General features: G+C 73.7%; 15 protein-coding genes. 10 read left to right on the top strand and 5 right to left on the bottom strand.

The genetic code is table 11. The annotated features are described in order from the left end of the window. Positions 1–132: 132 nt before the first annotated feature. Both V5O46_RS19045 and V5O46_RS19040 read left to right on the top strand, forming a co-directional pair. A complete protein-coding gene (locus V5O46_RS19045; RefSeq protein ID WP_332885827.1) occupies positions 133–1,377 on the top strand; it encodes a Twin-arginine translocation pathway signal in 1,245 nt (414 codons plus the stop codon). Positions 1,378–1,379: 2 nt separating this feature from the next. Continuing rightward, a complete protein-coding gene (locus tag V5O46_RS19040; RefSeq protein ID WP_332885826.1) occupies positions 1,380–1,700 on the top strand; it encodes a 4a-hydroxytetrahydrobiopterin dehydratase in 321 nt (106 codons plus the stop codon). Between the two features lie 60 nt (positions 1,701–1,760). On the opposite strand, the gene V5O46_RS19035 is transcribed toward V5O46_RS19040, so the two are convergent. The 3 genes from V5O46_RS19035 to V5O46_RS19025 all read right to left on the bottom strand — a co-directional run bounded on the left by V5O46_RS19035 (position 1,761) and on the right by V5O46_RS19025 (position 6,908). Continuing rightward, on the bottom strand, positions 1,761–2,354 hold the full coding sequence (locus tag V5O46_RS19035; RefSeq protein ID WP_332885825.1) for a DUF4352 domain-containing protein: 594 nt from the start codon (positions 2,352–2,354) through the stop codon (positions 1,761–1,763). A gap of 228 nt (positions 2,355–2,582) precedes the next feature. Beyond that, the gene (gene ppdK / locus V5O46_RS19030; protein WP_332885824.1) at positions 2,583–5,330 is read right to left on the bottom strand and encodes a pyruvate, phosphate dikinase; all 2,748 of its coding nucleotides are present in this window, start codon (positions 5,328–5,330) and stop codon (positions 2,583–2,585) included. Between the two features lie 417 nt (positions 5,331–5,747). Beyond that, positions 5,748–6,908 (bottom strand): ROK family protein, encoded by a 1,161-nt coding sequence (locus V5O46_RS19025; protein WP_332885823.1) that lies wholly within the window; start codon positions 6,906–6,908, stop codon positions 5,748–5,750. 341 nt (positions 6,909–7,249) lie between these two features. Here V5O46_RS19025 and V5O46_RS19020 point away from each other — a divergent pair, with 341 nt between their 5' ends. The 3 genes from V5O46_RS19020 (at position 7,250) to V5O46_RS19010 (ending at position 13,395) form a co-directional block, all read left to right on the top strand. Continuing rightward, positions 7,250–8,752 (top strand): MGH1-like glycoside hydrolase domain-containing protein, encoded by a 1,503-nt coding sequence (locus V5O46_RS19020; protein WP_332885822.1) that lies wholly within the window; start codon positions 7,250–7,252, stop codon positions 8,750–8,752. Then, positions 8,749–10,686: an amylo-alpha-1,6-glucosidase gene (locus tag V5O46_RS19015; protein ID WP_332885821.1), complete on the top strand. Its 1,938-nt coding sequence runs from the start codon at positions 8,749–8,751 to the stop codon at positions 10,684–10,686. The genes V5O46_RS19020 and V5O46_RS19015 overlap by 4 nt, the downstream gene beginning before the upstream one ends. A gap of 1,038 nt (positions 10,687–11,724) precedes the next feature. Then, complete coding sequence (locus tag V5O46_RS19010; RefSeq protein ID WP_408649017.1) at positions 11,725–13,395, top strand: alkaline phosphatase family protein; 1,671 nt, start codon at positions 11,725–11,727, stop codon at positions 13,393–13,395. Between the two features lie 15 nt (positions 13,396–13,410). On the opposite strand, the gene dusB is transcribed toward V5O46_RS19010, so the two are convergent. Beyond that, positions 13,411–14,568, bottom strand: a complete 1,158-nt coding sequence (gene dusB, locus V5O46_RS19005; protein WP_332885820.1) for a tRNA dihydrouridine synthase DusB — start codon at positions 14,566–14,568, stop codon at positions 13,411–13,413. Between the two features lie 195 nt (positions 14,569–14,763). Here dusB and V5O46_RS19000 point away from each other — a divergent pair, with 195 nt between their 5' ends. Together V5O46_RS19000 and V5O46_RS18995 are read left to right on the top strand one after the other, a co-directional pair. After that, entirely contained in the window at positions 14,764–15,975 is a 1,212-nt protein-coding gene (locus tag V5O46_RS19000) for an NAD(P)/FAD-dependent oxidoreductase (RefSeq protein ID WP_332885819.1), read from the top strand. Between the two features lie 34 nt (positions 15,976–16,009). Beyond that, a complete protein-coding gene (locus V5O46_RS18995; RefSeq protein WP_332885818.1) occupies positions 16,010–16,909 on the top strand; it encodes an RNA polymerase sigma-70 factor in 900 nt (299 codons plus the stop codon). Here V5O46_RS18995 and V5O46_RS18990 read toward each other — a convergent pair. Then, complete coding sequence (locus tag V5O46_RS18990) at positions 16,896–21,380, bottom strand: cation-translocating P-type ATPase (RefSeq protein ID WP_408649016.1); 4,485 nt, start codon at positions 21,378–21,380, stop codon at positions 16,896–16,898. The genes V5O46_RS18995 and V5O46_RS18990 overlap by 14 nt on opposite strands. 75 nt (positions 21,381–21,455) lie before the next feature. Here V5O46_RS18990 and V5O46_RS18985 point away from each other — a divergent pair, with 75 nt between their 5' ends. From V5O46_RS18985 to V5O46_RS18975, 3 genes are all read left to right on the top strand, one after another. Beyond that, the gene (locus V5O46_RS18985) at positions 21,456–22,235 is read left to right on the top strand and encodes a hypothetical protein (RefSeq protein ID WP_332885816.1); all 780 of its coding nucleotides are present in this window, start codon (positions 21,456–21,458) and stop codon (positions 22,233–22,235) included. Positions 22,236–22,433: 198 nt separating this feature from the next. Next, entirely contained in the window at positions 22,434–23,597 is a 1,164-nt protein-coding gene (locus V5O46_RS18980; RefSeq protein ID WP_332885815.1) for a serine hydrolase domain-containing protein, read from the top strand. 205 nt (positions 23,598–23,802) lie between these two features. Then, positions 23,803–24,819 carry a COG1361 family protein gene (locus tag V5O46_RS18975; protein ID WP_332885814.1) on the top strand — a complete coding sequence of 339 codons (1,017 nt, stop codon included), beginning with the start codon at positions 23,803–23,805 and terminating at the stop codon, positions 24,817–24,819. The last annotated feature ends 16 nt before the right edge of the window (positions 24,820–24,835 follow it).

Genomic DNA, 24,835 nt, shown 5'->3' with positions numbered 1-24,835 from the left:
TCGTAGTCACACCGCGATGATGGGCGTGCACGCCAAGACGCGGACAGGCCGTGGCGCGGCCACTCGCGGCCACTCGCGGCCACGTGGCGGCCACAGGCGGGAACGAGCCCTATGACACCTCAGACTGGGCGAATGAGCCGGAACGACGCACTCAGAGCCGCGCGGCTGCGCGTCGGCTGGCGCACCGTCGAGCAGGCCGCGGCCGGGCTCACCGGGCACGGGCAGCAGCTCCTCGACGACCGCCAGTTCAACGTGTCACCGCGCACCTGGCGCCGCTGGGAAGGCGAACGCCCTGGCTGGCCCGCGGGGGAGACGGCGATCGTCCTGCACGACGCTCTGGGCCGCTGGCCCGAGGACCTCGGATTCACCACGCCCCCGGGATGGATCCGCCCCGAGCACCGCGAAGGGGCCGATGTGAAACGCCGCGCGTTCGTCTCCGCCACCGCCGCCGCGCTCGTCGCCGGACCCACCGTCCCGCAGCACGTAGACCCCGCCCTGATCGACTACTTCCAGGCGCAGCTCGAAGGGCACTACCGGGCGGACATGTTCCTCGGCCCGCACGACCTGATCGGCACCGTGTCCGCGCAGTACCAGCTCATCGACAAGCTGGTGCGGTCGGCGAAGGGCGAGACCCGCAGAGGGCTGCTTCGGGTCGGTGCCGCCTATGCCGCCCTGGTGGGCTGGCTGTACCAGGACGCCGGCGACATGGAGGCCGCGGCGTTCTGGCGCGGTGTCACGCAGGAGATCGCGATGCGGTCCCGGGATGCGCACCTGATCGGCTACAGCCTGGTCAACCAGGCACAGGTGCGTACCGACCTGGGCGACGGGTACGCGGTCATCGACTTGTGCGAGGCGGCCCTTGACGACTCCCGTCGTCTGGCGCCGAAGGTGCGCATCATGGCGATGCAGCAGCAGGCGCACGGGGCGAGCCTCACCCTGGACCGCAGCGCGGTGGACCGACTGATCGACGAGGCGGACCGGCTGCTGGCCCATGTCGACGACGATCTGCCGTGGGGGAACGCCTGTCGGCGTACTCCGGGCTATCTGGAGGTGCAGCGGGCCACCTGCTACGGCCGGCTCGGCCTGGGACCGGAGGCGGTGTCTTTGTGGTCGCAGGTCCTCGAGGTGGTGCCGGACACGGCGCGCCGCGATCGCGGGGTGTACCTGGCGCGGCACGCGTCTGCGGCGGCCGGGGCGGGTGAGCCGGAGCAGGCGCTGGAGATTGCGCGCGGGGTGGCGGCCATTGCTGTGGAGACCCGGTCGGCGCGTATGCACCGGGAGTTGGCCACCCTGCAGCGTGCGATGCGGCCGTGGCAGGATGCCCCGGTCTGCCGGGGCCTCGCCGAGGTCCTGGCGTCCGTGATCGAGGGGAGCTGAGCGTGGCAGAGGCAGCGGTGCCGCTGACCGAGGAGCAGATCGGAGCTGCGCTCCAGAAGGTGCGCGGCTGGAAGCGTGAGGGCGATGAGATCACCCGCACCTACGGGATCCGCTACCACGGAGGTGTGGCGATGATCGTGCACGTGGCCGATGTCGAGCGGCTGGTGGGCCACCACGCGGACATCGACCTGCGGTGGGGTCGGATTCGGTTCGCCGTCACTACGCACGATGCAGGGCACAAGCTGACCGGGGCGGACTTCGATCTGGCGGAGCGTATTGACGCCATCGCCCGGGCGCACGGAGCCGAGCCGCTCGAGGACTGAGCCTGGACACACTGGAGCCCCCGGGACGGCCGTCACGCCGTCTCTGGGGGCTATTTCCGGCTAGGCCTTCGGCACGGCCCACTCCACCGGCTCATCCAGATCCGTCGGCGAGTACAGCACCCGTTCCGCCCGTCCCTGCTCCGGCACCTGGAACGTGACCTTCCCCCGGACGCAGTCACCGCCCCGCACCTTCGCCTCCAGCGGATAGAGCGGCTGAGGCAGCGCGCCCCCGCTGGTGTGGGTCGGCTCCATCCGCGCTCCGTCCGCATACGCCAACGTCCACACGAACGGACCCACCTGAATCGCCTCGTCGCCCTTGTTGCACACCTTCACCTCGACGACGGCCCACTTCTGTCCCTCGGACAGCAGCCCCGGTCCACCGGTGATGCCCTTGTCTTCGAACGCGAGTGCAGCCGCCGAGAAGTCGTTGCCGCCGGCGCTGATGTCGACGGTGTCGCCGAGCTGGTACCTCTCTGGGCTGGCCTCCGCCTGGGGCCCGCCAGTCGTCAGCCATACCGGCCGAAGTGACGAGCCGCCTGTTCTCTCGAACGGGCGAGACCTCCGGCCGTGCGTGCTGGTCTCGCGAATACCTGTGCCGTCAGCGCCCGGCCGGTTCGAGGTAGCGCCGCCGGAGGCAGTGCGGGTCGTCGACACCGATGTCGTACCAGGGCTCGCCGCGCTGGAGCCGGGGCAGAGCGCTCACCCAGACCGCGACGGCGATCCGCCCTGAACCACTTGACGTAGCTCAGCAGAGCACGCCGAAGAGGGCGGCACCCCCGCACGGGTGCCGCCCTCTCTTCGTGGTCCGGAGCCGCCGCCGATCGGTGAGGGTGGTCGGGTGACAGACGACGGCTCCGGGGTTCGGTGGCCCCGCAGAGGGGCTCAGCGGTGGTCGCTGCCCTGCGACGTGACCGCGGCGCGGCCCGCCTCCAGGCGGGCGACCGGGATGCGGAACGGGGAGCAGGAGACGTAGTCCAGGCCCACCTCGTGGAAGAAGTGGACGGACTCCGGGTCGCCGCCGTGCTCGCCGCAGACGCCGAGTTTGAGGTCGGGGCGGGTCTCGCGGCCGGCCTTCGCGGCGGCGGCGACCAGGGAGCCCACGCCGTCCTTGTCGATCGTCTCGAACGGGCTGACGCCGAAGATGCCCTTCTCCAGGTAGGCCGTGAAGAACGAGGCCTCCACGTCGTCGCGGGAGAAGCCCCAGACCGTCTGGGTGAGGTCGTTGGTACCGAAGGAGAAGAACTCCGCGGCCTCGGCGATCTGAGCGGCGGTCAGCGCGGCGCGGGGCAGCTCGATCATGGTGCCGATGGACAGCTTCAGCTGCGTGCCCGAGGCGGCCTCGACCTCTGTGATGACCTGGTCGGCCTCGTCGCGGACCAGTTCCAGCTCCTGGACCGTGCCGACCAGCGGGATCATGATCTCGGCGCGCGGGTCGCCCTTGGCCGCCTTGCGCTCGGCCGCCGCCTCCGCGATGGCGCGGACCTGCATGGTGAACAGGCCGGGGATGACCAGGCCGAGGCGGACGCCGCGCAGGCCGAGCATCGGGTTCTGCTCGTGCAGGCGGTGGACCGCCTGGAGGAGCCGGAGTTCGTTCTCGTGCGGCTCCTGGCGGGACTCGGCGAGCGCGACGCGGACCGACAGCTCGGTGATGTCCGGCAGGAACTCGTGCAGCGGGGGGTCCAGGAGGCGGATGGTGACCGGGAGGCCGTCCATCGACTCGAAGAGCTGGACGAAGTCCTGCTTCTGGAGGGGGAGGAGTTCCTTCAGGGACTCCTCGCGCTCCGCCTCCGTGTCGGCCAGGATCAGCCGCTCCACGAGCTCGCGGCGGTCGCCGAGGAACATGTGCTCGGTGCGGCACAGGCCGATGCCCTGGGCGCCGAAGCGGCGGGCGCGCAGCGCGTCCTCGGCGTTGTCGGCGTTGGCGCGGACCCGCAGCCGGCGCTTGCGGTCGGCGAAGGCCATCATCCGGTGGACGGCCTCTACGAGTTCGTCGGCGTCGTCGGCGCCCGGGTGCATGCGGCCCTCGAAGTACTCGACCACCGGGGAGGGGACCACCGGGACCTCGCCCAGGTAGACCTTGCCCGACGAGCCGTCGATGGAGACCACGTCGCCCTCCTCGACGATGTGCCCGCCGGGGACGGTCATGCGGCGCCGCTTGGTGTCGACCTCCAGCTCCTCGGCACCGCAGACGCAGGTCTTGCCCATACCGCGGGCGACCACGGCCGCGTGGGAGGTCTTGCCTCCGCGGGAGGTGAGGATGCCCTCGGCGGCGATCATGCCGTCCAGGTCGTCGGGGTTGGTCTCCCGGCGGATCAGGATGACCTTCTCGCCGGAGCGGGACCACTTGACGGCGGTGTACGAGTCGAAGACGGCCTTGCCGACCGCCGCGCCCGGTGAGGCCGCGATGCCCCGGCCGACCTGCTCGACCTTGGCGTCCTCGTCGAAGCGGGGGAACATCAGCTGGGCGAGCTGGGCGCCGTTGACCCGGGTGAGCGCCTCGGCCTCGTCGATCAGGCCCTGGTCCACCAGCTGGGTGGCGATGCGGAACGCGGCGCCGGCGGTGCGCTTGCCGACGCGGGTCTGCAGCATCCACAGCACACCGCGCTCGATGGTGAACTCGATGTCGCAGAGATCCTTGTAGTGGTTCTCCAGCTTCTCCATGATCTGCATCAGCTGGTCGTACGACTTCTTGTCGATCGACTCCAGCTCGGCGAGCGGCACGGTGTTGCGGATGCCCGCCACCACGTCCTCGCCCTGCGCGTTCTGCAGGTAGTCGCCGTAGACGCCCTGGTGGCCGGAGGCGGGATCGCGGGTGAAGGCGACGCCGGTGCCGGAGTCGGGGCCGAGGTTGCCGAAGACCATGGAGCAGACGTTGACGGCGGTGCCCAGGTCGTGCGGGATGCGCTCCTGGCGGCGGTAGAGCTTGGCGCGCTCGCCGTTCCAGGAGTCGAAGACCGCCTTGATGGCGAGGTCCATCTGCTCGCGCGGGTCCTGCGGGAAGTCCCGGCCGGCCTCCTTCTTGACGATCTTCTTGAAGGTGGTGACCAGCTTCTTGAGGTCCGCGGCCTCCAGCTCCGTGTCGACCGCGACCTTCTTCGCCGCCTTGGCCTTCTCCAGCGCCTCCTCGAAGAGGTCGCCGTCGACGCCGAGGACGGTCTTGCCGAACATCTGGATGAGCCGCCGGTAGGAGTCCCAGGCGAAGCGGTCGTCGCCGGCCTGCTTGGCCAGGCCCTGCACCGACCTGTCGGAGAGGCCGATGTTCAGGACGGTGTCCATCATGCCCGGCATGGAGAACTTGGCCCCGGAGCGGACCGACACGAGGAGCGGGTCGTCGGCCTGGCCGAGCTTCTTGCCCATGGCCTCTTCGAGGGCGGCGAGGTGCGCACTCACCTCGTCACGCAGCGCCGCCGGCTCCTCGCCGCTCTCCAGGTAGACCTTGCAGGCCTGCGTGGTGATGGTGAAGCCGGGCGGGACCGGAAGGCCCAGGTTGGTCATCTCGGCGAGGTTGGCACCCTTGCCGCCGAGGAGGTCCTTGAGGTCCTTGTTGCCCTCGGTGAAGTCGTAAACGAACTTCACGCCCTCAACGCTCCCGCGCGACGTGGCTACGTGGGGATCTTTGTTTTCCGACACGGGTCTCGACTCCTCGAGGACGCGGTGGCTGCCCTGACGGCGAGGAATGTACCCAGATCAAAGGCACCTGGGTACGTCCACTTGCGCGTCATGCGCCTGTAACCACTCGTCCGCCAGCGGATCGAAAGTCAAGGCTTGGCAAGCGACCGGACGGTTATGTTTTCACTTCTTGAACGAATCAACTCCCGTAGACTCGCATTGCTGCTCAAATGAGCAGCCTTCGCCACGTTTGAGTTTGCTCGATGAACGATCAGCGTCTGGCACTGAGTGCCACTCCTTGGAGAAGTGCAGTCGCCCAGATTCCGCTCATCTGAGCACAGCCCTTATCAAGGGTGGCGAGAATCACGCTGCCACAGGCGCCCGGATTTCACCATGCGGACCGCGGCGCGGACAGCGCGACGAGGGGAAACACACCCGTCACACGCCCAGCGCCCGCAGCCTCTCCTCCGCCCGCTCCGGGGCGTACAGGTGCTCCACCACCAGCGCCCCCGCGCCGACCAGCCCGGCCCGCTCCCCCAGCCGCGAGGTGACCACCTCCAGATGGGCCGTGGAACGCGGCAGCGCCCGCTGGTACAGCAGCTCCCGCACCCCGGTGAGGAACGGCGTGCCCGCCAGGTCCCCGGCCACCATCAGCACCCCCGGGTTCAGCAGCGTCACCACCGTCGCCAGCACCTCCCCGACACTGCGCCCCGCCTCCCGGGCCAGCGCCGCCGCCTGCGGATGCCCCGACGCCAGCAGGTCCCGCACATCCGCCCCGGAGGCCGCGGGCACCCCGGCCTCGGCCAGCCGGCGGGCCACCGCGCCACCGCTCGCGACGGCCGCCAGGCAGCCGTAGGAGCCGCAGCGGCACAGCGCCTGCGCGCCCTCGGGGACCCGGATGTGGCCGATGTCCCCGGCGCCGCCGTCGATGCCCCGGTAGACCGCGCCGTCCACCACGACCCCGGCGCCGATGCCGGTGGAGACCTTGATCAGTACGAAGGCGGAGCAGTCCGGGTGGCCGGTGCGCTGCTCGCCGTACGCCATCGCGTCGGCGTCGTTGTCGACGAGGACCGGCACCTGCGTGCGGGCGTCCGTGTGGTCGGCGAAGGCGCGGGCCAGGCGGCCGGTGATGTCGTAGCCGTCCCATCCGGGCATGATCGGCGGCTGCACCACCCGGCCGCTGTCGCTGTCGACCGGCCCCGGCACCGCGACGCCGATGCCGCAGACCTCCGCGGCCGGACGGCCCGCCTTGGTCAGCAGCTCGGCGAACCAGCGGCCCAGCTCGGCGAGGACCGGCTCCGGGCCGTCCTCCACGACCAGGGCGCCGCCGTGCTCGGCGAGGATCTCACCGCCCAGGGAGAGGACGGCCGCGCGGGCGTGCCGGGTGTCGAGATCGGCGGCGAGGACGACCGCGTGCGCGTCGTCGAACTCCAGGGTGATCGAGGGCCGGCCGCCGAGCGGCGAGCCGACCTGGCCGCCGGCGCCCTCGCGCAGCCAGCCAGCCCGGAAGAGGCGGTCCAGGCGCTGGCCGACGGTGGCGCGGGAGAGGCCGGTGGCCTGCTGGAGGGCTCCCCGGGTGGTGGCACGGCCGCTGCGCACCAGGTCGAGCAGCTCACCGGCGCTCGTCTGCGACCCGCCACGGGACCCGCCCCGCGCCCCGCCCCGCGACGCGCGCCTCGTACCGCCCGGCGGTCGGCCCGGCACTCCGCCCGGTACGCCGCTCCGCACCCCGCCCGGTTCCCCGGTCGGAGATCCGCCGGGAACCTCGCTCGGTGATCCGCTCCGCGTCCCGCCCGGTGTTCCGCTCCGCCCGGCCATGCGCACCCCCTTGTGTTTCTCAAGTCTGCATTACATATTGGGTTTTGCGTGTTAAATAGACGTAACTCTACGTCAGTCATGGCCGAACCAGCTCCGGCCGGACGTCTTTCGGGGAGCCCCGAGTGGATCGCACCACCCAACTCACCGCCCGACTCACCACCCGTCCCACCACCCCTGCAGAACGGCTCACCTCCGGATCCGCGACGCCGCTCCCGGCGTGGGACCACCCGCACGGGCGCGCGGCACGCGTCCTGGCGGACAACTGGACCGGCGGTTCCACGGTGCCCTCGCGCGGGCTGTACCCGCACCAGTGGTCCTGGGACTCCGCGTTCATCGCCATCGGCCTGAGGCATCTCTCCCCGTTACGGGCCCAGACCGAGCTGGAGACGCTGCTGGCCGCCCAGTGGCGCGACGGGCGGATCCCCCACATCGTCTTCAACCCGTCCGTCCCGCTCGGCGCGTACTTCCCCAGCCCCGACTTCTGGCGCTCCTCCACCGCCGGGCGGGCCGCGGGCGCCCCGCTCACCGTGCAGACGTCCGGGATCGTGCAGCCGCCGGTGCACGCGCTGGCGGCCTGGCTGGTGCACCGCGCCGACCCCGGGCTGTCCCGGGCGCGCGGCTTCCTGGCCGGGGTGTACCCGCGGCTGGCCGCCTGGCACCGCTATCTGCTGCACCGGCGCGACCTCGGCGGCGGCTCGCTCGCGTCCGTGGTGCACCCCTGGGAGCAGGGCATGGACAACAGCCCCTGCTGGGACGCCCCGCTGAGCCGGGTCACCCCGGCCCCGGCCCGCTCCTTCCGCCGCGCCGACCTCACCCACGGCGCCGAGGGCGACCGGCCCACCGATCTCGACTACGGACGGTACGTGCGGCTTGCGGCCGACTACCGGGACGGCGGATACGCCGACGGGGCGGGCGCGTTCGCCGTCGAGGACCCGGCGTTCAACGCCCTGCTCATCGCCTCCGAACAGGCCCTGGCCCGGATCGCGGGCGAACTGGGCGCGACCGGCACCGCCCGGCACGCGCGCGCGGAGCGGCTGACGGCGGCACTGATCGACCGGCTGTGGGATCCGGCGGCCGGCATGTTCCTCTGCCGCGACGTGCGCGGCGGTGCTCTGATCCCCGAGCGCGGCGTCTCCGGCCTGGTCCCGCTGCTGCTGCCGACGCTGCCGCGGGAGGTCACCGCAGCGCTGGTGCGCACCCTGACCGGGCCGCACTTCGGCCTGGGCGGCGGCACTCGCCTCGTACCGAGCTACGACCTGCTCGGCGAGTCCTTCGACCCGCACCGGTACTGGCGGGGGCCGGCCTGGTTCAACACCGGCTGGCTGCTGGAGCGGGGGCTGCGCACGCACGGCGAGCGGGCGCGGGCGGACGCGCTGCGGGCCGCCGTGGTGGAACTGGCCGATGCCTCCGGATACGCCGAGTACGTGGACCCGTACACCGGAGAGCCCTGCGGAGCGGCCGGCTTCGGCTGGACCGCCGCGCTCGCACTGGACCTGCTGCACGACGGGTCCGGGTCCGCGCACGGCACGGCGGGCGCCCCGGAGACGGCCGTCGAGAACGCCACGCAGACCGGGGAACCGGCCACCGAGAGGGTCACGGAGATCAGGGGAGGGGACCGGGCATGACGGACCGGCATCATCTGCTCGTGCACGGCGGGACGTTCGCCGCCGTCGACGACAGCGGGAACATCAGCGGAGTACGGCACGGCGGCTCCCCGGAGGGGATGTTCGTCCGGGACGGCCGGCATCTGAGCCGCTGGCAGCTCACCGTCGACGGCGCCGTGCCGGAGACGCTGGCGCCGGTCGCCGACGCGGACCGGGTGCGCTGCGTCCTCGTCCCGCGCGGCAGCCGGCAGGAACCGCCCGCATACACGCTCTTCCGGGAACAGGCCGTCGGCGACGGCTCGTTCGTGGAGTCGCTACGGGTCACCGGCAACCGTCCGGCGGCCACCACGGTCCACCTCGCCGTCACCGTCGACGCCGACTTCGCCGACCAGTTCGAGCTGCGCGCCGACCACCGCACGTACGCCAAGACCGGCACCGTCCGCTCCCGGCAGATCCTCGACGACGGCGTGGAGTTCGCCTACCGGCGCGGCGAGTGGCGCTCCACGACCACCGTGACCGCCGAACCCGCCCCCCACGCGGTCGAGGAGACCGGCACCGGCGCCCGCCGCCTCGTCTGGGCCCTCGACCTGCCGCCGCACGGCACCACCGAACTGACGCTGCGGGTACTGGCCCGGCCGCACGGCGAGAAGCGGGCCCTGCGGGTGCCGCGCTCCCCCGCCGCGCTGCGCGAACGGCTGCAGGCCCGGGAGAGCGAGTTCGCCCACGGTGTGGCCTTCCCCACGGGCTGGCCGGAGCTGGCCGCGGCCTGTGTACGGGGCCTCGCCGATCTGGCCGCGCTGCAGGTGCCCGCCCGCGGACCGGACGGCGAGGAGCTCAGCGTCCCCGCCGCCGGGGCACCCTGGTTCCTCGCCCTGCTCGGCCGGGACTCGCTGCTGACCTCCCTGTTCACCCTCCCCTACCGGCCCGGCCCGGCCGCCGCGACCCTGCTCGCGCTCGCCGCGGCGCAGGCCACCGGGGTGCGTGCCGAGTCGGTGGCCCAGCCCGGCAAGATCGTGCACGAGGTGCGCCACGGCGAGCTGGCCCACTTCGGGCAGGTGCCCTTCGGCCGCTACTACGGGTCGGTGGACGCCACCCCGCTGTTCCTGGTGCTGCTCGGGTCGTACGTCGAGCAGACCGGGGACACGGACACGGCCCGCCGCCTCCAGCCGCACGCCCGCGCCGCGGTCGGCTGGATGCTGGACCACGGCGGACTGACCTCGCGCGGCTACCTCGTCTACCGCGCCGACCGGGGCGGCCTGGCCAACCAGAACTGGAAGGACTCCCCCGGCGCCATCTGCTCGGCCGACGGCACCCGCCCCTCCGGCCCGGTGATGGCGGCGGGGGCCCAGGGCTATGCGTACGACGCGCTGCGCCGCACCGCCCAGCTGGCCCGCACGGTGTGGCAGGACGCGGTGTACGCGACGCTGCTGGAGCAGGCCGCCGCCGACCTGCGTGACCGCTTCCAGCGGGACTTCTGGATGCGGGAGCACTCCTTCCCCGCGCTCGCCCTGGACGGAGAGGGCCGCCAGGTCGACGCGCTCGCCTCGGACGCCGGGCATCTGCTCTGGTCCGGGCTGCTGGACAAGGAGTACGGGGAGGCGGTGGGCCGGCGGCTGCTGGAGCCGGACTTCTTCTCCGGGTGGGGGGTGCGGACGCTGGCCGCCGGGCAGCCGGCGTACCACCCGCTGTCGTACCACCGGGGGTCGGTGTGGCCGCACGACAACGCACTGATCGTGCTGGGCCTGGCCCGCTACGGGCTGCACGACGAGGCCCGCACGGTCGCACACGCCCTGGTGGACGCGGCCACCGCGACCGGCCACCGGCTGCCGGAGGCACTCGCCGGCTACGGCCGCGACACCCACGCCGAACCGGTGCCCTACCCGCACGCCTGCGAGCGCGAGTCCCGCTCGGCGGCGGCCCCGCTGGCACTGCTGACGGCGGTGGGCGGAGGGTAGGTCACAAAGATCGCTTTGTTGAACCCGACGTTGAACGGAGCCGACGGGGTGGCCGTACGGGAAGGTGACCAGTCGCCGCGCCGGGCTCGTACGGAGGACCTTCGGGTGCCAGTCTTCACTCGCCTGCACAGGACACCGGACCAGGACCGCCCCACCGCCCCCGACGGGACGGGCCAGGCGGACGAAGCCGGGGGGAACGGGGGGAACGGGGTCGGCTCCGGGCCCGGGACCGGAGCCGACCCCGAGCCCGGGCACGGGCACGGACACGGACACGGACACGGACACGAGACGGAAGGGGAGCCCGAGGCCGAGCACGAGCCCGACCACACACCCGGCGCGACAGACCGCCCCGAGCCCACACCCGGGCCCGAACCGGACACCGAGGCCGCGCCCGCGCCCGTGGACCCGACCGCATTCGTACCCGGCGCAGCCGGCCCGTCCAGGCCCGCAGCCGAGCCCAGAGCCGAGTCCGACCGCGAACCCGGGGCGTACAGCCCACCCGCGGCCGACCCCGCACGCGGCCCCGAGCGCGGATCCGGCACCGCGCCCGAGGCCGCATCCGCGCCTGAGAACGGGTCCGCGACCGACCACGCACCCGAGCACACGCCCGAGCCGACCACCGAGCAGACGCCCGAGCACAGGCCTGATGCCACGCCGGAGGCGGACCGGCAGGCGGACGAGGACCGGCAGCGGTCCACCGGCCAACCGGACCACCCATCGCTCACAGCCGACCGAGCGCCGGACACGGCAGACCGCCCGCCGGAGCAAGTGGAGCAGTCGGACCAGACCCCTGCGGCGGCCGACGTGCCGACCGGCACGGCAGCCCGAGCGCCGGACCGACCGGACCGACCGGACCGACCGGACCGACCGGACGAAGGACCCGACGAGCCCTCGGCCACCGCGGACCGGGCGACGCCGGACACGCCGGACCGGACCCCTGCGTCCCCGGACCGGGTCCGGGGCCCGGCGGACCAGGACGAGGCCCAGGTCCCGGACACGGACCCGGACCCGGAAGCCGCACCGGCGCCGTGGCGGCGGCTGGTGCGGGCGGTGCGGGAGCGGCGGACGCGGTACCCCCTGGCCGCCCGGGTACTGGGCGTGTCCGTGACCGTCCTGGCCGCGCTGCTGGTCCTCGGCTCGCTGCTGCTGCCGAACACGCTGGCCGAGCTGAGCGCGACGCGGTTCCTGCGGCTGCCCGGGGAGGCGGTCATCGGGGCCGCGCTGCTGCTCGCGCTGCCGCGCCGGGCGCGGATCGCGGCGGCGGTGCTCAGCGGCACCGCCCTCGGCGTACTGACCCTGCTCAACCTGCTCGACATGGGGTTCCGGGAGTACCTCGGCCGTGGCTTCAATCCCATCCTGGACTGGGGGCTGCTGGACGACGCCCAGGCGTTCGTGGCGGATGCGATGGGCGGGACGACCGCGGCCCTGGCGGCCGTCGGCGCCGTGGTGCTGGCGCTGCTGCTGCCGCTGCTCACCGCGCTGGCGACGGTGCGGCTGGCCCGGCTGCTGGCCGCGCACCGGACCCGTGCGACGCGGGGCGCGCTGGCCACGGGCACGGTGTGGATCACGTGTTCGGCGCTGGGCGTGCAGCTCTTCGGCGCACCGCTCGCCGCCGACCGGGCCGCCGACATGGTCAAGGGACAGGTGGAGCTGACCAGGGACACCCTGCGCGACGAGGCGGCGTTCGCGGAGGAGGCGAAGCGGGACACCTTCGGGGCCACGCCCGGCGACCAGCTGCTCACCGGTCTGCGCGGCAAGGACGTGATCTTCACGTTCATCGAGAGCTACGGCCGCAGCGCCCTGGAGGACCCGCTGATCGCGCCGGGCGTCGGCCGGACGCTGGAGGCGGGCAACGAGGCGCTGGCGGAGGCCGGGTACCGGGCCAGGAGCGGCTGGCTGACCTCGTCGACCTTCGGCGGGGGCAGCTGGCTGGGCCACTCCACGTTCATGTCCGGCCTGTGGATCGACAGCCAGCAGCGCTACCGCACCGTCATGGCCGGTGACCATCTCAGCCTGACCAAGGCGTTCGGCAGGACGGGCGCCTGGGACACCGTCGGGGTCATGCCGGGCGTGCAGAAGGCCTGGCCGGAGGCGGAGTTCTACGGCCTGGACAACGTCTACAACGCCTTCGAACTGGGCTACCGGGGCCCGAAGTTCAGCTGGTCGACGATGCCGGACCAGTACACGCTGGAGGCGTTCCAGCGGCTCGAGCACGGCAGGGAGCGCGACCGGGACCTGATGGCGGCGGTCATCCTGACCTCCAGCCACCAGCCGTGGGCGCCGATCCCGGGCATGGTCGGCTGGGACGAGCTGGGCGACGGGCGGATCTTCGGGCCCATGGAGAAGGCGGGCGAGGACCCGGCCGACGTCATCGCGGACACCACCAGGTCCCGCGAGGAGTACGGAAAGTCGGTCGAGTACTCGCTGACCAGCCTCACCCAGTGGCTGGAGCGCTACGGCCAGGACGACACCGTGCTCGTGTTCCTCGGCGACCACCAGCCGCGCTCCCGGGTCACCGGCCTCAGGGCGAGCCGGGACGTCCCCGTGACGATCGTCGCCAAGGACCCGCAGGTGCTGGACCGGATCGACGACTGGGACTGGTCCGAGGGGCTGCGCCCCGCGCAGGACGCCCCGGTGTGGCGGATGGACGCCTTCCGCGACCGCTTCCTGACGGCGTACGGCTCGACCCCGCACCCGTCCGGGCCTTGAGCCGGGGGGTGCCGGTCAGCCGCCGGAGGTGTCCAGCTCGGCATCCTCGCCGACGCCCGCGCAGTCGTACGGGTCCTTCAGCCAGCCGTCGGGCAGGACGACGCGGTTGTTGCCGGACGTACGGCCGCGCGGGCCGTCGGCGCCGTCCGGCCAGGGCTGGTCGAGCTCCAGCTCGTCCAGCCCGGCCCGCAGCTCGTCCAGCGAGGACGTGACAGCCAGCCGCTTGCGCATCTCGGAACCGACCGCGAAGCCCTTCAGGTACCAGGCGACGTGCTTGCGGAAGTCGATCACGCCGCGGGACCGGTCGCCGATCCACTCGCCGAGCAGCGTGGCGTGCCGGACCATGACGTCGGCGACCTCGCGGAGCGTGGGCCGCGCGGTGTCCCGGGGGCGCCCCTCGAAGGCGGCCACCAGGTCCGCGAACAGCCACGGGCGTCCGAGGCAGCCGCGCCCGACGACGACGCCGTCGCAGCCGGTCTCGCGCACCATCCGCAGGGCGTCGTCGGCCGACCAGATGTCGCCGTTGCCGAGCACCGGGAGCTCCGGGACATGCTCCTTCAGACGGGCGATGGCGTCCCAGTCCGCCGTGCCGCCGTAGTGCTGTGCCGCCGTGCGGCCGTGCAGCGCGATGGCGGTCACGCCCTCCTCGACGGCGATCCGGCCGGCGTCGAGGTAGGTGATGTGGTCGTCGTCGATGCCCTTGCGCATCTTCATGGTGACCGGGAGGTCACCGGCGCCGCTGACCGCCTCGCGGAGGATCGCGCGCAGCAGGTTCCGCTTGTAGGGGAGGGCGGATCCGCCGCCCTTCCTGGTCACCTTCGGGACCGGGCAGCCGAAGTTCAGGTCGATGTGGTCGGCGAGGTCCTCCTCCGCGATCATGCGGACGGCCTTGCCGACGGTGGCCGGGTCCACGCCGTACAGCTGGATCGAGCGCGGCCGCTCGGTCGGGTCGAAGTGGATCAGCTGCATGGTCTTCTCGTTGCGCTCGACGAGCGCCCGCGTCGTGATCATCTCGCTCACGAACAGCCCCTTGCCGCCGCTGAACTCCCGGCACAGGGTCCGGAAGGGCGCATTGGTGATCCCGGCCATCGGGGCCAGGACGACGGGCGGCTGCACGGCGTGCGGGCCGATCAGCAGCGACGGGTGAGCGGTGGGCGTGGACGAGGTGGACATCCCTCCATTGTGCCGTGCGCCGAACGGTGCCCCGAGGTGGGCGGAAGGGCCGGCAGACGGCGTGACGCGCCTCACGAACCCGCTGCGGCACCCGCGCCGCGTCCGATGCCGCGAAACCGCCGCGGCAGCGGGTGTCACAATCGGCGGCCCTGCGGTGTCTGGAGGGCGTAGGCCTCTGAGCACAGGAGAAACACCATGACTGAGAACACCGATGTGACCGATGTGATCGTGGTCGGCGGCGGGTATGCCGGCGTGATGGCGGCCAATCGGCTGACGCGGCGCGACGATGTGAAGGTGACGCTGGTCAACCCGCGCCCGGAGTTCGTCAACCGGGTGCGGCTGCACCAGCTGGTGAGCGGGTCCGGCGACGCGGTCGTCGACTTCCGGGAGGTGCTCGGCGAGCGGGTCCGGCTGGTGGTCGGCAGTGTGGAGCGGATCGACACGGCCGGGCGCAAGGTGACGCTGACGGGCGGTGGCGCGGTGGCGTACGACTACCTCGTGTACGCGGTGGGCAGCGGCAGCGCCGATCCGCGGGTGCCCGGCGCGGCCGAGTTCGCGTACCCGATCGCCGGCCTCGAGGAGGCGCGGCGGCTGCGGCCGGTGCTGGACGCCGCACCCGCCGCCACGGTGACCGTCGTCGGGGCCGGTCCGACCGGTATCGAGACCGCAGCCGAGCTGGCGGAGACGGGCCGCGCGGTGACCCTGGTCTGCGGCGACGTGCTCGGCCCGTATCTGCATCCGCGCGGGCGGCGCTCGGTGGCCGCGCGGCTGGCCGGCCTCGGCGTGACCGTGCTGGCCGGCCCGGAGGCGAAGGTGACGGCGGTGACCCGGGATGCGGTGCGGCTCGGTGACGGGCGCGAGCTGCCGAGCTCGGTGACCGTGTGGACCGCGGGGTTCGGGGTGCCGGACCTGGCCGTGCGCAGCGGGCTGACCACCGACGCCCTGGGCCGTCTGGTCACCGACGAGACGCTGACCAGTGTGGACGAGGGGAGGATCGTCGCGGCCGGGGACTCGGCGGCACCGTCCGGGCTGCCGCTGCGGATGAGCTGCCAGGCCGCGATCCCGCTGGGTGCGCGTGCCGCCGACACGGTGCTCAGCCGGATCGCGGGTGACCGGCCCGCGCCCCTCAACGAGATGTTCTCCGGCCAGTGCATCAGCCTGGGCCGGGGCGCCGGGATCTTCCAGTTCGCCCACCGGCACGACGTCGCGGTCGGGTTCCACGTCGGCGGCCGGCCCGGAGCGCGGCTGAAGGAGATGGTGTGCCGGAGCGTCATCAAGCAGCTGGCCGGTGAGGCGCAGAAGCCCGGCGCGTACCGGCTGCACCGCGTCCCGGGCGGCGCCAAGCGGCGGAAGCTGTTGCAGGACCAGGGGACTCCGGCTCCCGCCGGGGCAGAGATCGCCCAGTGACCCGGGGCGGCGGACGAGAGACGCGGGGGCAACGATGAGCGCCCACGGCACCACCGACCCGGCGACCGAGGCCTTCGTCGCCCATCGCAACCTGCTCTTCACCGTCGCCTACGAGATGCTCGGCTCGGCGGCCGACGCCGAGGACGTGCTGCAGGAGACCTGGCTGCGCTGGGCCGACGTCGACCTCGGCAAGGTCCGCGACCGCCGCGCCTACCTGGTACGGATCACCACCCGGCAGGCGCTGAACCGGCTGCGCGTGATGAAGCGCCGCCGGGAGGCGTACGTCGGCCAGTGGCTGCCGGAGCCGCTGCTGACCGCGCCGGACGTGGCCGAGGACGTCGAGCTGGCCGAGAGCGTGTCGATGGCGCTGATGCTGGTCCTGGAGACGCTCTCGCCGACCGAGCGGGCCGTGTTCGTCCTGCGCGAGGCCTTCGACGTCGGCTACGACGAGATCGCCGCCGCCGTCGGCAAGAGCCCGGCGGCGGTCCGCCAGATCGCGCACCGCGCCCGTCGGCATGTCGACGCCCGCCGGCCCCGCCACACGGTCTCGCCGAGCGAGTCGCGGGCGGTGGTGGAGTCGTTCCGGCAGGCGCTGGAGACCGGGGACCCGCAGGGCCTGCTGGACGTGCTCGCCCCCGACGTCGTCCTGGTGGGCGACGGCGGCGGCATCAAGCAGGCGGCGCTGCGGCCGGTGGCCGGTGCCGAGAAGGTGACCCGCTTCTACATCGGCGGCATACGGAGGACCTCGGGACGGATCAGCACGGAGCTCACCGTAGTCAACGGCAACCCGGCCCTTGTCGTACGGGTGGACGGCGAGCTCGACGGGATCCTGGCGATCCGGGTGGAGGACGCCCGCATCAGCGGCCTCTACTACGTACGCAACCCGGAGAAGCTGACCCGCGTCGAGTCGGAGACGGCGCTCACCCTGCGGTGAGCCGCACCGGCTCCGGCAGCCGCTGCGCCACCACCGGCCACCACTTGGCCACCGCCTCCTCCACCCGTGGCACGGCGCGCTGGCCGGCCAGGGCGACGGTGATGGCGAGGGCCACGCCGGTCCAGGCGAGGGGACCGAGGGGGGTGCAGCCGAAGAGGTTGCTCGCGACGGGGGTCTGGACGAGGGCGACGAGGGCCGCGGCGGAGCCCAGGGAGGTGACCTGGACCAGGCGGCTGCCGCGGCGGTCGGCGAGGGTCTGGGCGAGCTGGGTGCCGACCACCGCGCACAGCGCCATGGTGGTGGCGCGGCGCTCCGTGCCCGGCGTGAACCGGCCGAACAGCCAGGCCACGGTGGCGCCCAGACAGGTCGTCAGCGCCCGGTGCCGGATCTGCCGGATCAGCGGCTCCCCGAGGACCGCGGTGCCCAGCGGCGCATCGGTCGCGGGCGCGCCGCTCCCGCCGCCGGCACCGTTCCCGCCGCTCGCACCGTCCCCGCCGTTCCCGCCGTTCCCGCCGTCCTGCGGGCCGTCCGTGCGGCCCGCGTCGTCCGTGCGGCCCGCGTCGTCCGCCTCCTCCAGGGACGTCACCGCCACCGCCATGGCCGGGAACAGGTCCGTGAACAGGTTCACCAGCAGCATCTGCCGGGTCGACAGCGGCGCCGACCCGCCGAGGACCGTGCCGAGCAGACCGAAGCCGACCTCGCCCGCGTTGCCGCCGATGAGGATGGCGATGGCGTCGGCGACGCTGTGCCACAGGGCCCGGCCCTCGCGCACCGCCTCCGTCAGGACGAGCAGGTCGTCGCCCGTGACGACGAGGTCGGCGGCGTTGCGGGCGGCGGCCGAGCCGCGGGCGTTGATGCCGACGCCGATGTCGGCGGCGCGGATCGCGGCGGCGTCGTTGGCGCCGTCGCCGACCATGCCGACGACCCGGCCCGCGTCCCGGAGCGACTCCACCACCTGGAGCTTCTGCTCGGGCGCCACCCGGGCCACCACATCGGCGTCGCGCAGCATCCGGGAGCGCTGCGACCGGTCGGCGGCGGCGAGCTCGTCACCGGTCACCACGACCGCGTCCTCGGGCCAGCCCAGGTCGGTGGCGATGGCACGGGCGGTCTGCGGATGGTCGCCGGTCAGCACCACCGGTCGTACGCCCGTCTCGCGCAGCCCGCGCACCAGCGCCGGGGACGTCTCGCGCGCCACGTCGGACAGCGCCACCAGCCCGGTGAACTCCAGCTTGCCGGGCGGCTGTTCCAGTGCATCCTCCACCTCCTCGCCGTCCGTCAGCCTGCGCTGGGCCACCGCGATGATGCGCAGCCCGGAGCGGGCCAGGCCGTGCGCCGCCTCGGTGGCGTCGTCGGTCAGTCCGGTGCATGCGGGCAGCACCGTCTCCGGGGCGCCCTTGACCACCAGGACGGGCGGCCGGCCCGTCTCCCGGCCGACGGCGGCGGCATAGCCGCGGGAGGTCTCGAAGGGCAGCCCGCCGTCCTGGGTCCAGCCGGGGTCGGGTCCCGCGGCGGCCAGCACCGCCTCGTCGGTGGCATGGGTGGGCCTGGTGCCGCCGTCGCCGTTGAACCGGGGACAGGCGCGGGCCGCGGCCCGTACCGTGTCGGCGGCCTCGTCCGCGCCCGGCCGGTACACCGAGCCGTCGGCGGTGGACACCTTCACCAGCCGCAGCCGGTTCTCGGTGAGGGTGCCGGTCTTGTCGAAGCACATGGTGTCCATGCGGCCCAGCGCCTCCAGAGTGCGCGGGGTGCGCACCAGCATGCCGCGGCGGCCGAGCCGGCGGGCCGCCGCCAGCTGGGCCACCGTCGCGACCAGGGGCAGCCCCTCCGGCACCGCTGCCACCGCCACCGCCACGCCGCCGCTGACCGCCCGCCGGACCGGCGCCCCGCGCAGCAGCGACAGGCCGATCACCGCCGCACCGCCCGCCATCGTCAGCGGCAGCGCCTTGCGGGTCAGTTCCTGCAGCCGGGCCTGAACACCCGCGGCGGCCGGGATACGCGCCGCCAGCGACACGGCGCGGGCCGCCTCGGTGTGGTCGCCGATGTCCACGACGACGGCCTGGGCGCGGCCGGCCACCACCGTGGTGCCCTCGTAGACCATGCAGTACCGCTCGGCCACGGGGGCGCTCGGCGCCGGGTCGACCGACTTGTCCACCGGCAGGGACTCGCCGGTCAGTGCGGACTCGTCGACCTCCAGGCCGTCCTCCCACAGCAGCCGGGCGTCGGCGGGCACCACGTCGTCCGTGTTGAGTTCGATGATGTCGCCCGGGTGCAGCTTGGCCGCGTCCACGACATGCGCCGGGGGCGCCGGGGCGGACGCGTCGTGCGTCTCCTCGTCGGCGACCCGCGCCTTCTGCTTCTGCTGCGCGAGCAGCCCGGCCAGCGCCCGCTCGGCCCGCAGCCGCTGGAAGCCGCCGACCAGAGCGTTCAGATCGAGGGCACCGACGACCAGCAGCGCGTCCATGGCGGAGCCGAGGATCGCCTCGGCCGCCGAGCCGACCGCGAGCACCGGGGTGAGCGGGTCGTCGAGCTCCCCGCGCACGGCCCGCCCCAGTTGCCAGGTCCACTTCACCGGCGCCAGCGGGGGCATCCGGCCCGCCCGGTCGGCCACCGCCCGGATCCGGGCGGTGAGCTGTTCGACGGCGGTCGGCTCCGGCTCCTTCTCCCGGTCCAGCCGCTTCCGTACGCCCGCCGCGTCCAGCGCGTGCCACGCCACCCGGGGCCGGGGGTGCGGGGCCCGGGCCAGCGCCACGCCGAGCGCGGCCCGGGTGCCGGAGAACAGCGCCGCCGCCGCGCTCGCGTCCACCGGTGCGTGCCGCCTGGCCAGCAGCGACGAGGGGCCCTGCCCCCGGCCCCGGCGGGCCTCGCCGACGGCCACCAGCAGCCCGGACAGCGCCGCCCCGGACCGGGCCAGCGTCTGCGACCGGCGGCCGACGGTACGCGCCGCCGGCACCGCCCGCAGCACCCGCCACACATCGGCCAGCCCGTGCGGCGCGAGCACGTCCGCGCCCCACGCCACCGCGGCGTCCGCGTCGGTCGGCGCGATGGCCACGTCGCCGGCGAGCAGCCCGTGCAGTACCACGGGGTCGTCGCCCGGCCGGGGCCGTACGACGGTGATGACGCCGCCCTCGGCACGCAGCGCCCGGACCACCTCGGGCAGCGGCCGCCGGGCGGGTACCACCTGGTCGGCGAGGCCGGTGAAGTCGGCCAGCGCCGGGTCCTGCACCATGACCACGCGCAGCCCGGCGCGCCGCGCCGCGTCCAGCACGTCCTCGGTCCACGGATCCGCGCTCTCGCCGGGCCGGCGCAGCGCGCTGGGGTGCAGGACGACGGTGCGGGCCATCTCCAGCTGCCGCAGCCGCTCCGGGTCGCGCACCAGCACACCGGTACGGGACAGTGCGGCGCTCAGCACGGCCTGGAAGACGGCCGGCCCGTACCGCGCGGCCTTCGGCGAACCGGCCAGCACCGCCTCGGCCGCCTCGTTCAGGTCGTGCTTGACCAGCAGGGTGGCGACCGCGCCCGCGACACTGCCGGTGGAGGCGTGGGCGGCATACTCCTGTGCCGGTGCGGAGCGCAGCGGCGGCCGGAGCGACGGGTCGGCGGGCAGGCTGTCCCGGCCCGGGGCGCACAGCCGGTCGTGCACGGCCTCGAACGCCGCCGTCCGTGCCACCGCCTCCCCCAACTGGCTGATGCGCAGCACCCCGTCGAGCACCAGCGAGGTCGGGGACTGCCCGGCGCCGTGCACGGCCGCGTTGCCGACGGCCAGCGCCACATCCATCCCCGAGGCACCAAGCCGTTCGCGCAGCCGGGCCCGGAAGGCGGGGTTCTCGCGCAGCAGCGTCGCCACGGCGGTCACCAGCCGTGGCGAGGGCGGCAGCCGCAGCGCGGAGCCGGCCAGCCCCGCGGCGACGCCCAGCACGTCGGCGCCCAGCGCGGTCGCGGCGACCCGTACCGAGGTCGGGTCGCCGGGGTGGGCCAGTTCCTCCACCAGATCGTCGGCACGCCGCAGCCCGTGCTCGGCGGCGACCTCGTCGGCCCGGTCCACGACCCGGTCGGTGAGCGCGTCCTCGGTGGCGGCCACCACCAGCCGGGCCAGCCCGGCGTCCCAGTAGGCGAAGGCCACGTCGGGGTGGTCGGCGAGCGCCGTCGCCACCCGCTGCGCCACACGCGGGGTACCGCCGGCCCGGCGCACCCGGTCCGGCGCGGTGGGCGCCAGCGCGAGATGGGCGCGGGACCCGGCCCGCCAGTGCCCGGGGCCACCCGGCAGCGCGGCGCGGGCCGCCCTGGCCGCCCGCGCCGCGAAGTCCGCACTCCGTACCCCGGCCCGCGCCGTGCCCGCCACCGCGCCGGCCGCGGCCCCGACCGCGGGCGCGGTCCCGCGCGCCAGCAGCCGGGGCCCGGCCAGCGCGACGTCGGTGACGAGGTCGGAGGAACGGGTCAGAAGTCCCACGCCCGTCGACAGTCCCAAGCCCATCGGAAACCCCAAGCCCATCGGTAGCGCCCACGCTCCTCAGCAGCGCCACGCCCATCGGTAGTCCCACACCCGTCGGTGGCCCCTCAGCCCGCCTTTCCGCTGCGCGCCCGCGTCGCCGACGCGGACGTCTTCCGGGCGGTGCTCGGGGGCCTGGACGTGCTCTTGCGCGCGGACGCCGACTTCCTGGCGGGGGACGTCTTCTTCGCCGAGGCCGTCTTCCTTGCTGCCGTCGTCTTCGCCGGTGCCGACTTGCGGGCGGAGGCGGTCTTCTTCGCGGGGGACGTCTTCTTCGTGGGCGACGTCTTCTTCGCGGACGCCGACTTCTTCGTGGGCGACGTCTTCTTCGCGGAGGCCGTCTTCCGCGCGGACGGGGCCTTCTTCGCAGGCGCCGTCCTCCTCGCAGACGCCGTCTTCCTCGCGGAGGCTGTCTTCGTCGCGGAGGCCGTCCTCCCGGCCGCCGCCGTCTTCTTCGCGCCCGCGCTCCGACCACCGTCGGCGCCACCGGATTCCGTGCTGCCACGCTCCTGCGCGCCCGTCTCTCCCGCGGCCTCCGCCTCCGCGCCGTCCCGCGATCGCGACTGCGTCAGCCAGGCGACCGCCGCTCCGGTGACCGCGACGGGCCACTCGACCAGCCCCGCGAGGCCCAGTGCCCCTGCCCCCGTGTACACCGCGATCCGCCGTCCGCGCGGCGAGACGGCTCCGATCCTGTCCAGCGCTTCCCCGGCCGCCCTGCCGACCATTCCGGCTCCCGGCACCTTCTGCAGTGCCGACGCGGCCGCGTGCAGGGGCTGCGGAAGCGTCCGCGCCGACTGCTGCTCAGCCATGACCGTCCTCCGTGACCGTCTCGCCCGATGAGAACATCACCTTCCGTCATGGCCCGGGTTCCCGCACTTCGAGCGCTCATCCCGGTGACGCTCCCATCCCGGTGCCCCGGCCCGCGTTCCGGGGAAGGGGCGTGCAGCGGCTGCGGCTGCACGCCACCGATGACTTCGGACCGCCGCGGCAGTCGTACGGAGTGACCGTGGTACGACCGTGAGCGCGAAGGGCCCGCCGATGAGCGAACCGACCGCACTGGACGCCACCCTGCGACGGCACGTCGACGAGGGAGCGGTACCGGGAGCCGTGGGACTGCTGGCCCGCGGCGACGACGTCGAGGTGGTGACCGTCGGCCATACGGACGCAGCGGGCACCGCCCCGATGACACGCGACTCCCTGTTCCGGATCGCGTCGCTGACCAAACCGATCACGGCCGCGGCCCTGCTGACGCTGGTGGACGCGGGGCGGCTGGGGCTCGCCGACCCGGTCGACGCGTGGCTGCCGGAGCTGGCGAAGCCGACGGTCGTACGCACCCCGTCCGCTCCCCCGGACGACGTGGTCCCGGCCGCCCGCCCCATCACGGTGGAGGACCTGCTGAGCTCCCGGGCGGGCTGGGGCTTCCCGTCGGACTTCTCCTCGCCCGCCGTGCAGCCGCTGTTCGCGGTGCACAAGGACGGCCGCAGCCCGCAGCAGGTCGCTGCGCCGGACGAGTGGCTGGCGGCCCTCACCGGCGTCCCGCTGCTGTACCAGCCGGGTGAGGCCTGGCTGTACAACACCTGCTCGGATCTCCAGGGCCTGCTGATCGCCCGGGTCACGGACCGGCCGCTGCCCGAGGTGCTGCGTGAGCGCCTGTTCGAGCCGCTGGGCATGACCGACACGGGCTTCGCGGTCCCGGCGGCGAAGCGGGCCAGGTTCACCAGCTACTACGGGATCGCCCAGGACCGCACACTCGAACTCGCCGACGCCCCCGACGGCCAGTGGAGCACCCTCCCGGCCTTTCCCTCGGGGGCCGGAGGACTGGTCTCGACGGCCGGCGACTGGCTGGCCTTCGCCAGGATGCTGCTGGCCGACGGCACGGCGCACGGGCGGCGGGTCCTCTCCCCCGCCTCGGTGCGCCGGATGACCGTCAACCATCTGACCGGCCGCCAGCGCGGGATCGGCCGGCTGTTCCTGGACGGCCAGGGCTGGGGCTACGGCGGTCAGGTCGACCTGACCACAGCCGAGCCGTGGAACGTCCCCGGCCGCTACGGCTGGACCGGCGGCACCGGCACCACGGCGCACATCGTCCCGGCCACCGGCACGACCGCGATCCTGCTGACGCAGGTCGCGATGGACGACCCGCGCCCGACGCCGCTGATGCGCGCCTTCTGGCAGATCACCGCGGACCGGACCCCGACCTGACCGGCTGACCCGTCGGGCCGCACCGGGCCGGCCCCGGGGCCGTGATCTGTCGGCTCCTCGGCGGCATCGTGGGGGGCGACCGGGTGAATGCCGTGGCGGGGCCGTGCCTCCGGGAGGACGGAGCGTCGTTGTCCGAGGGACGTTTCGCCCGTTGACCGCCGTTCGGAGGCAGGCGACGGACTTCCACGGACAGAGGATGTGAGACATGACACATCAGAGCCTGAGACGCTGGCTGGCCTGCGTGGCGGTGGCGCTGGGGGTCGTACTGACGATGGCGGCCATGCCCGGCCCGGCGCACGCCGCGCGTCAGAACATGGCCGAGCTGTCGATCACGAAGACCGCCGGCGGACCCTTCATCCGCGGTCAGTTCGGCGAGTGGATCATCCAGGTCACGAACACCGGGGAGGCGCCGACCTCGGGGGATATCGTGCTGACCGACCCGATTCCGGCGGGCCTGACCCTCAACGGCATCGTCATCCCCGACGGGTCCTGGAACTGCGTCGGCACCTTCACCTGCACCCGCAGCACCCCACTCGCCCCCGGGGACACCACCACGCTGTCGGTCACCGTGCTCATCCCCGACGACGCGCCGCCGAGCGTCACGAACATCGCCACGGTCGACGGCGGCGATGCCGTCAACGTCCCGCAGGATGCCACGCACACCGCCCCGATCGAGGATCCTGCCGGGCCGGCGCTGCTCTCCCTCACCAAGGAACACAGCGGGAACTTCCCCAGAGGCGGCACCGGCACCTACGTGCTGACCGTGACCAACGCGGCGGACGCCGGGCCGACCCTGGGACGCGTGCGGGTCACCGACGGACTGCCCGCCGGGCTCACCGTGGACGACGTCGGCGGCTCCGGCTGGGAGTGCGATATCTCAGCCGAGTCGTTCGAGTGCTTCCGCAGCGACCCGCTGGATCCGGGCACCAGCTACGACCCGATCACGCTGGTCGTCGACGTCGCCCCGGACGCCCCCTGCTCGCTGGTCAACACGGCGACCGTCACCGGCGGCGGCAGCGGCCCGGCGGAGGCGAGCGATCCCACCATGCTCACGGGCGGGGACTGCAACGGGGACGGCAACGGGGACGGGGGTGGCGACACCCTGGTGCCCATCACCCTGGACGGCCTGCTGCCGATGTACAACAACATCAACATCACGAAGAACGAGAACAGCCACGGCACCGTCACCAACAACCGCAACAACTTCCAGCTGACCCACTGAGACACGCTGCCGGGCG

This window comes from Streptomyces poriticola, from assembly GCF_036689765.1.
Taxonomy (GTDB): domain Bacteria; phylum Actinomycetota; class Actinomycetes; order Streptomycetales; family Streptomycetaceae; genus Streptomyces; species Streptomyces poriticola.
The sequence above is the reverse complement of the archived record's forward strand: the minus strand, read 5'-3'. Positions and strand labels throughout refer to the sequence as shown.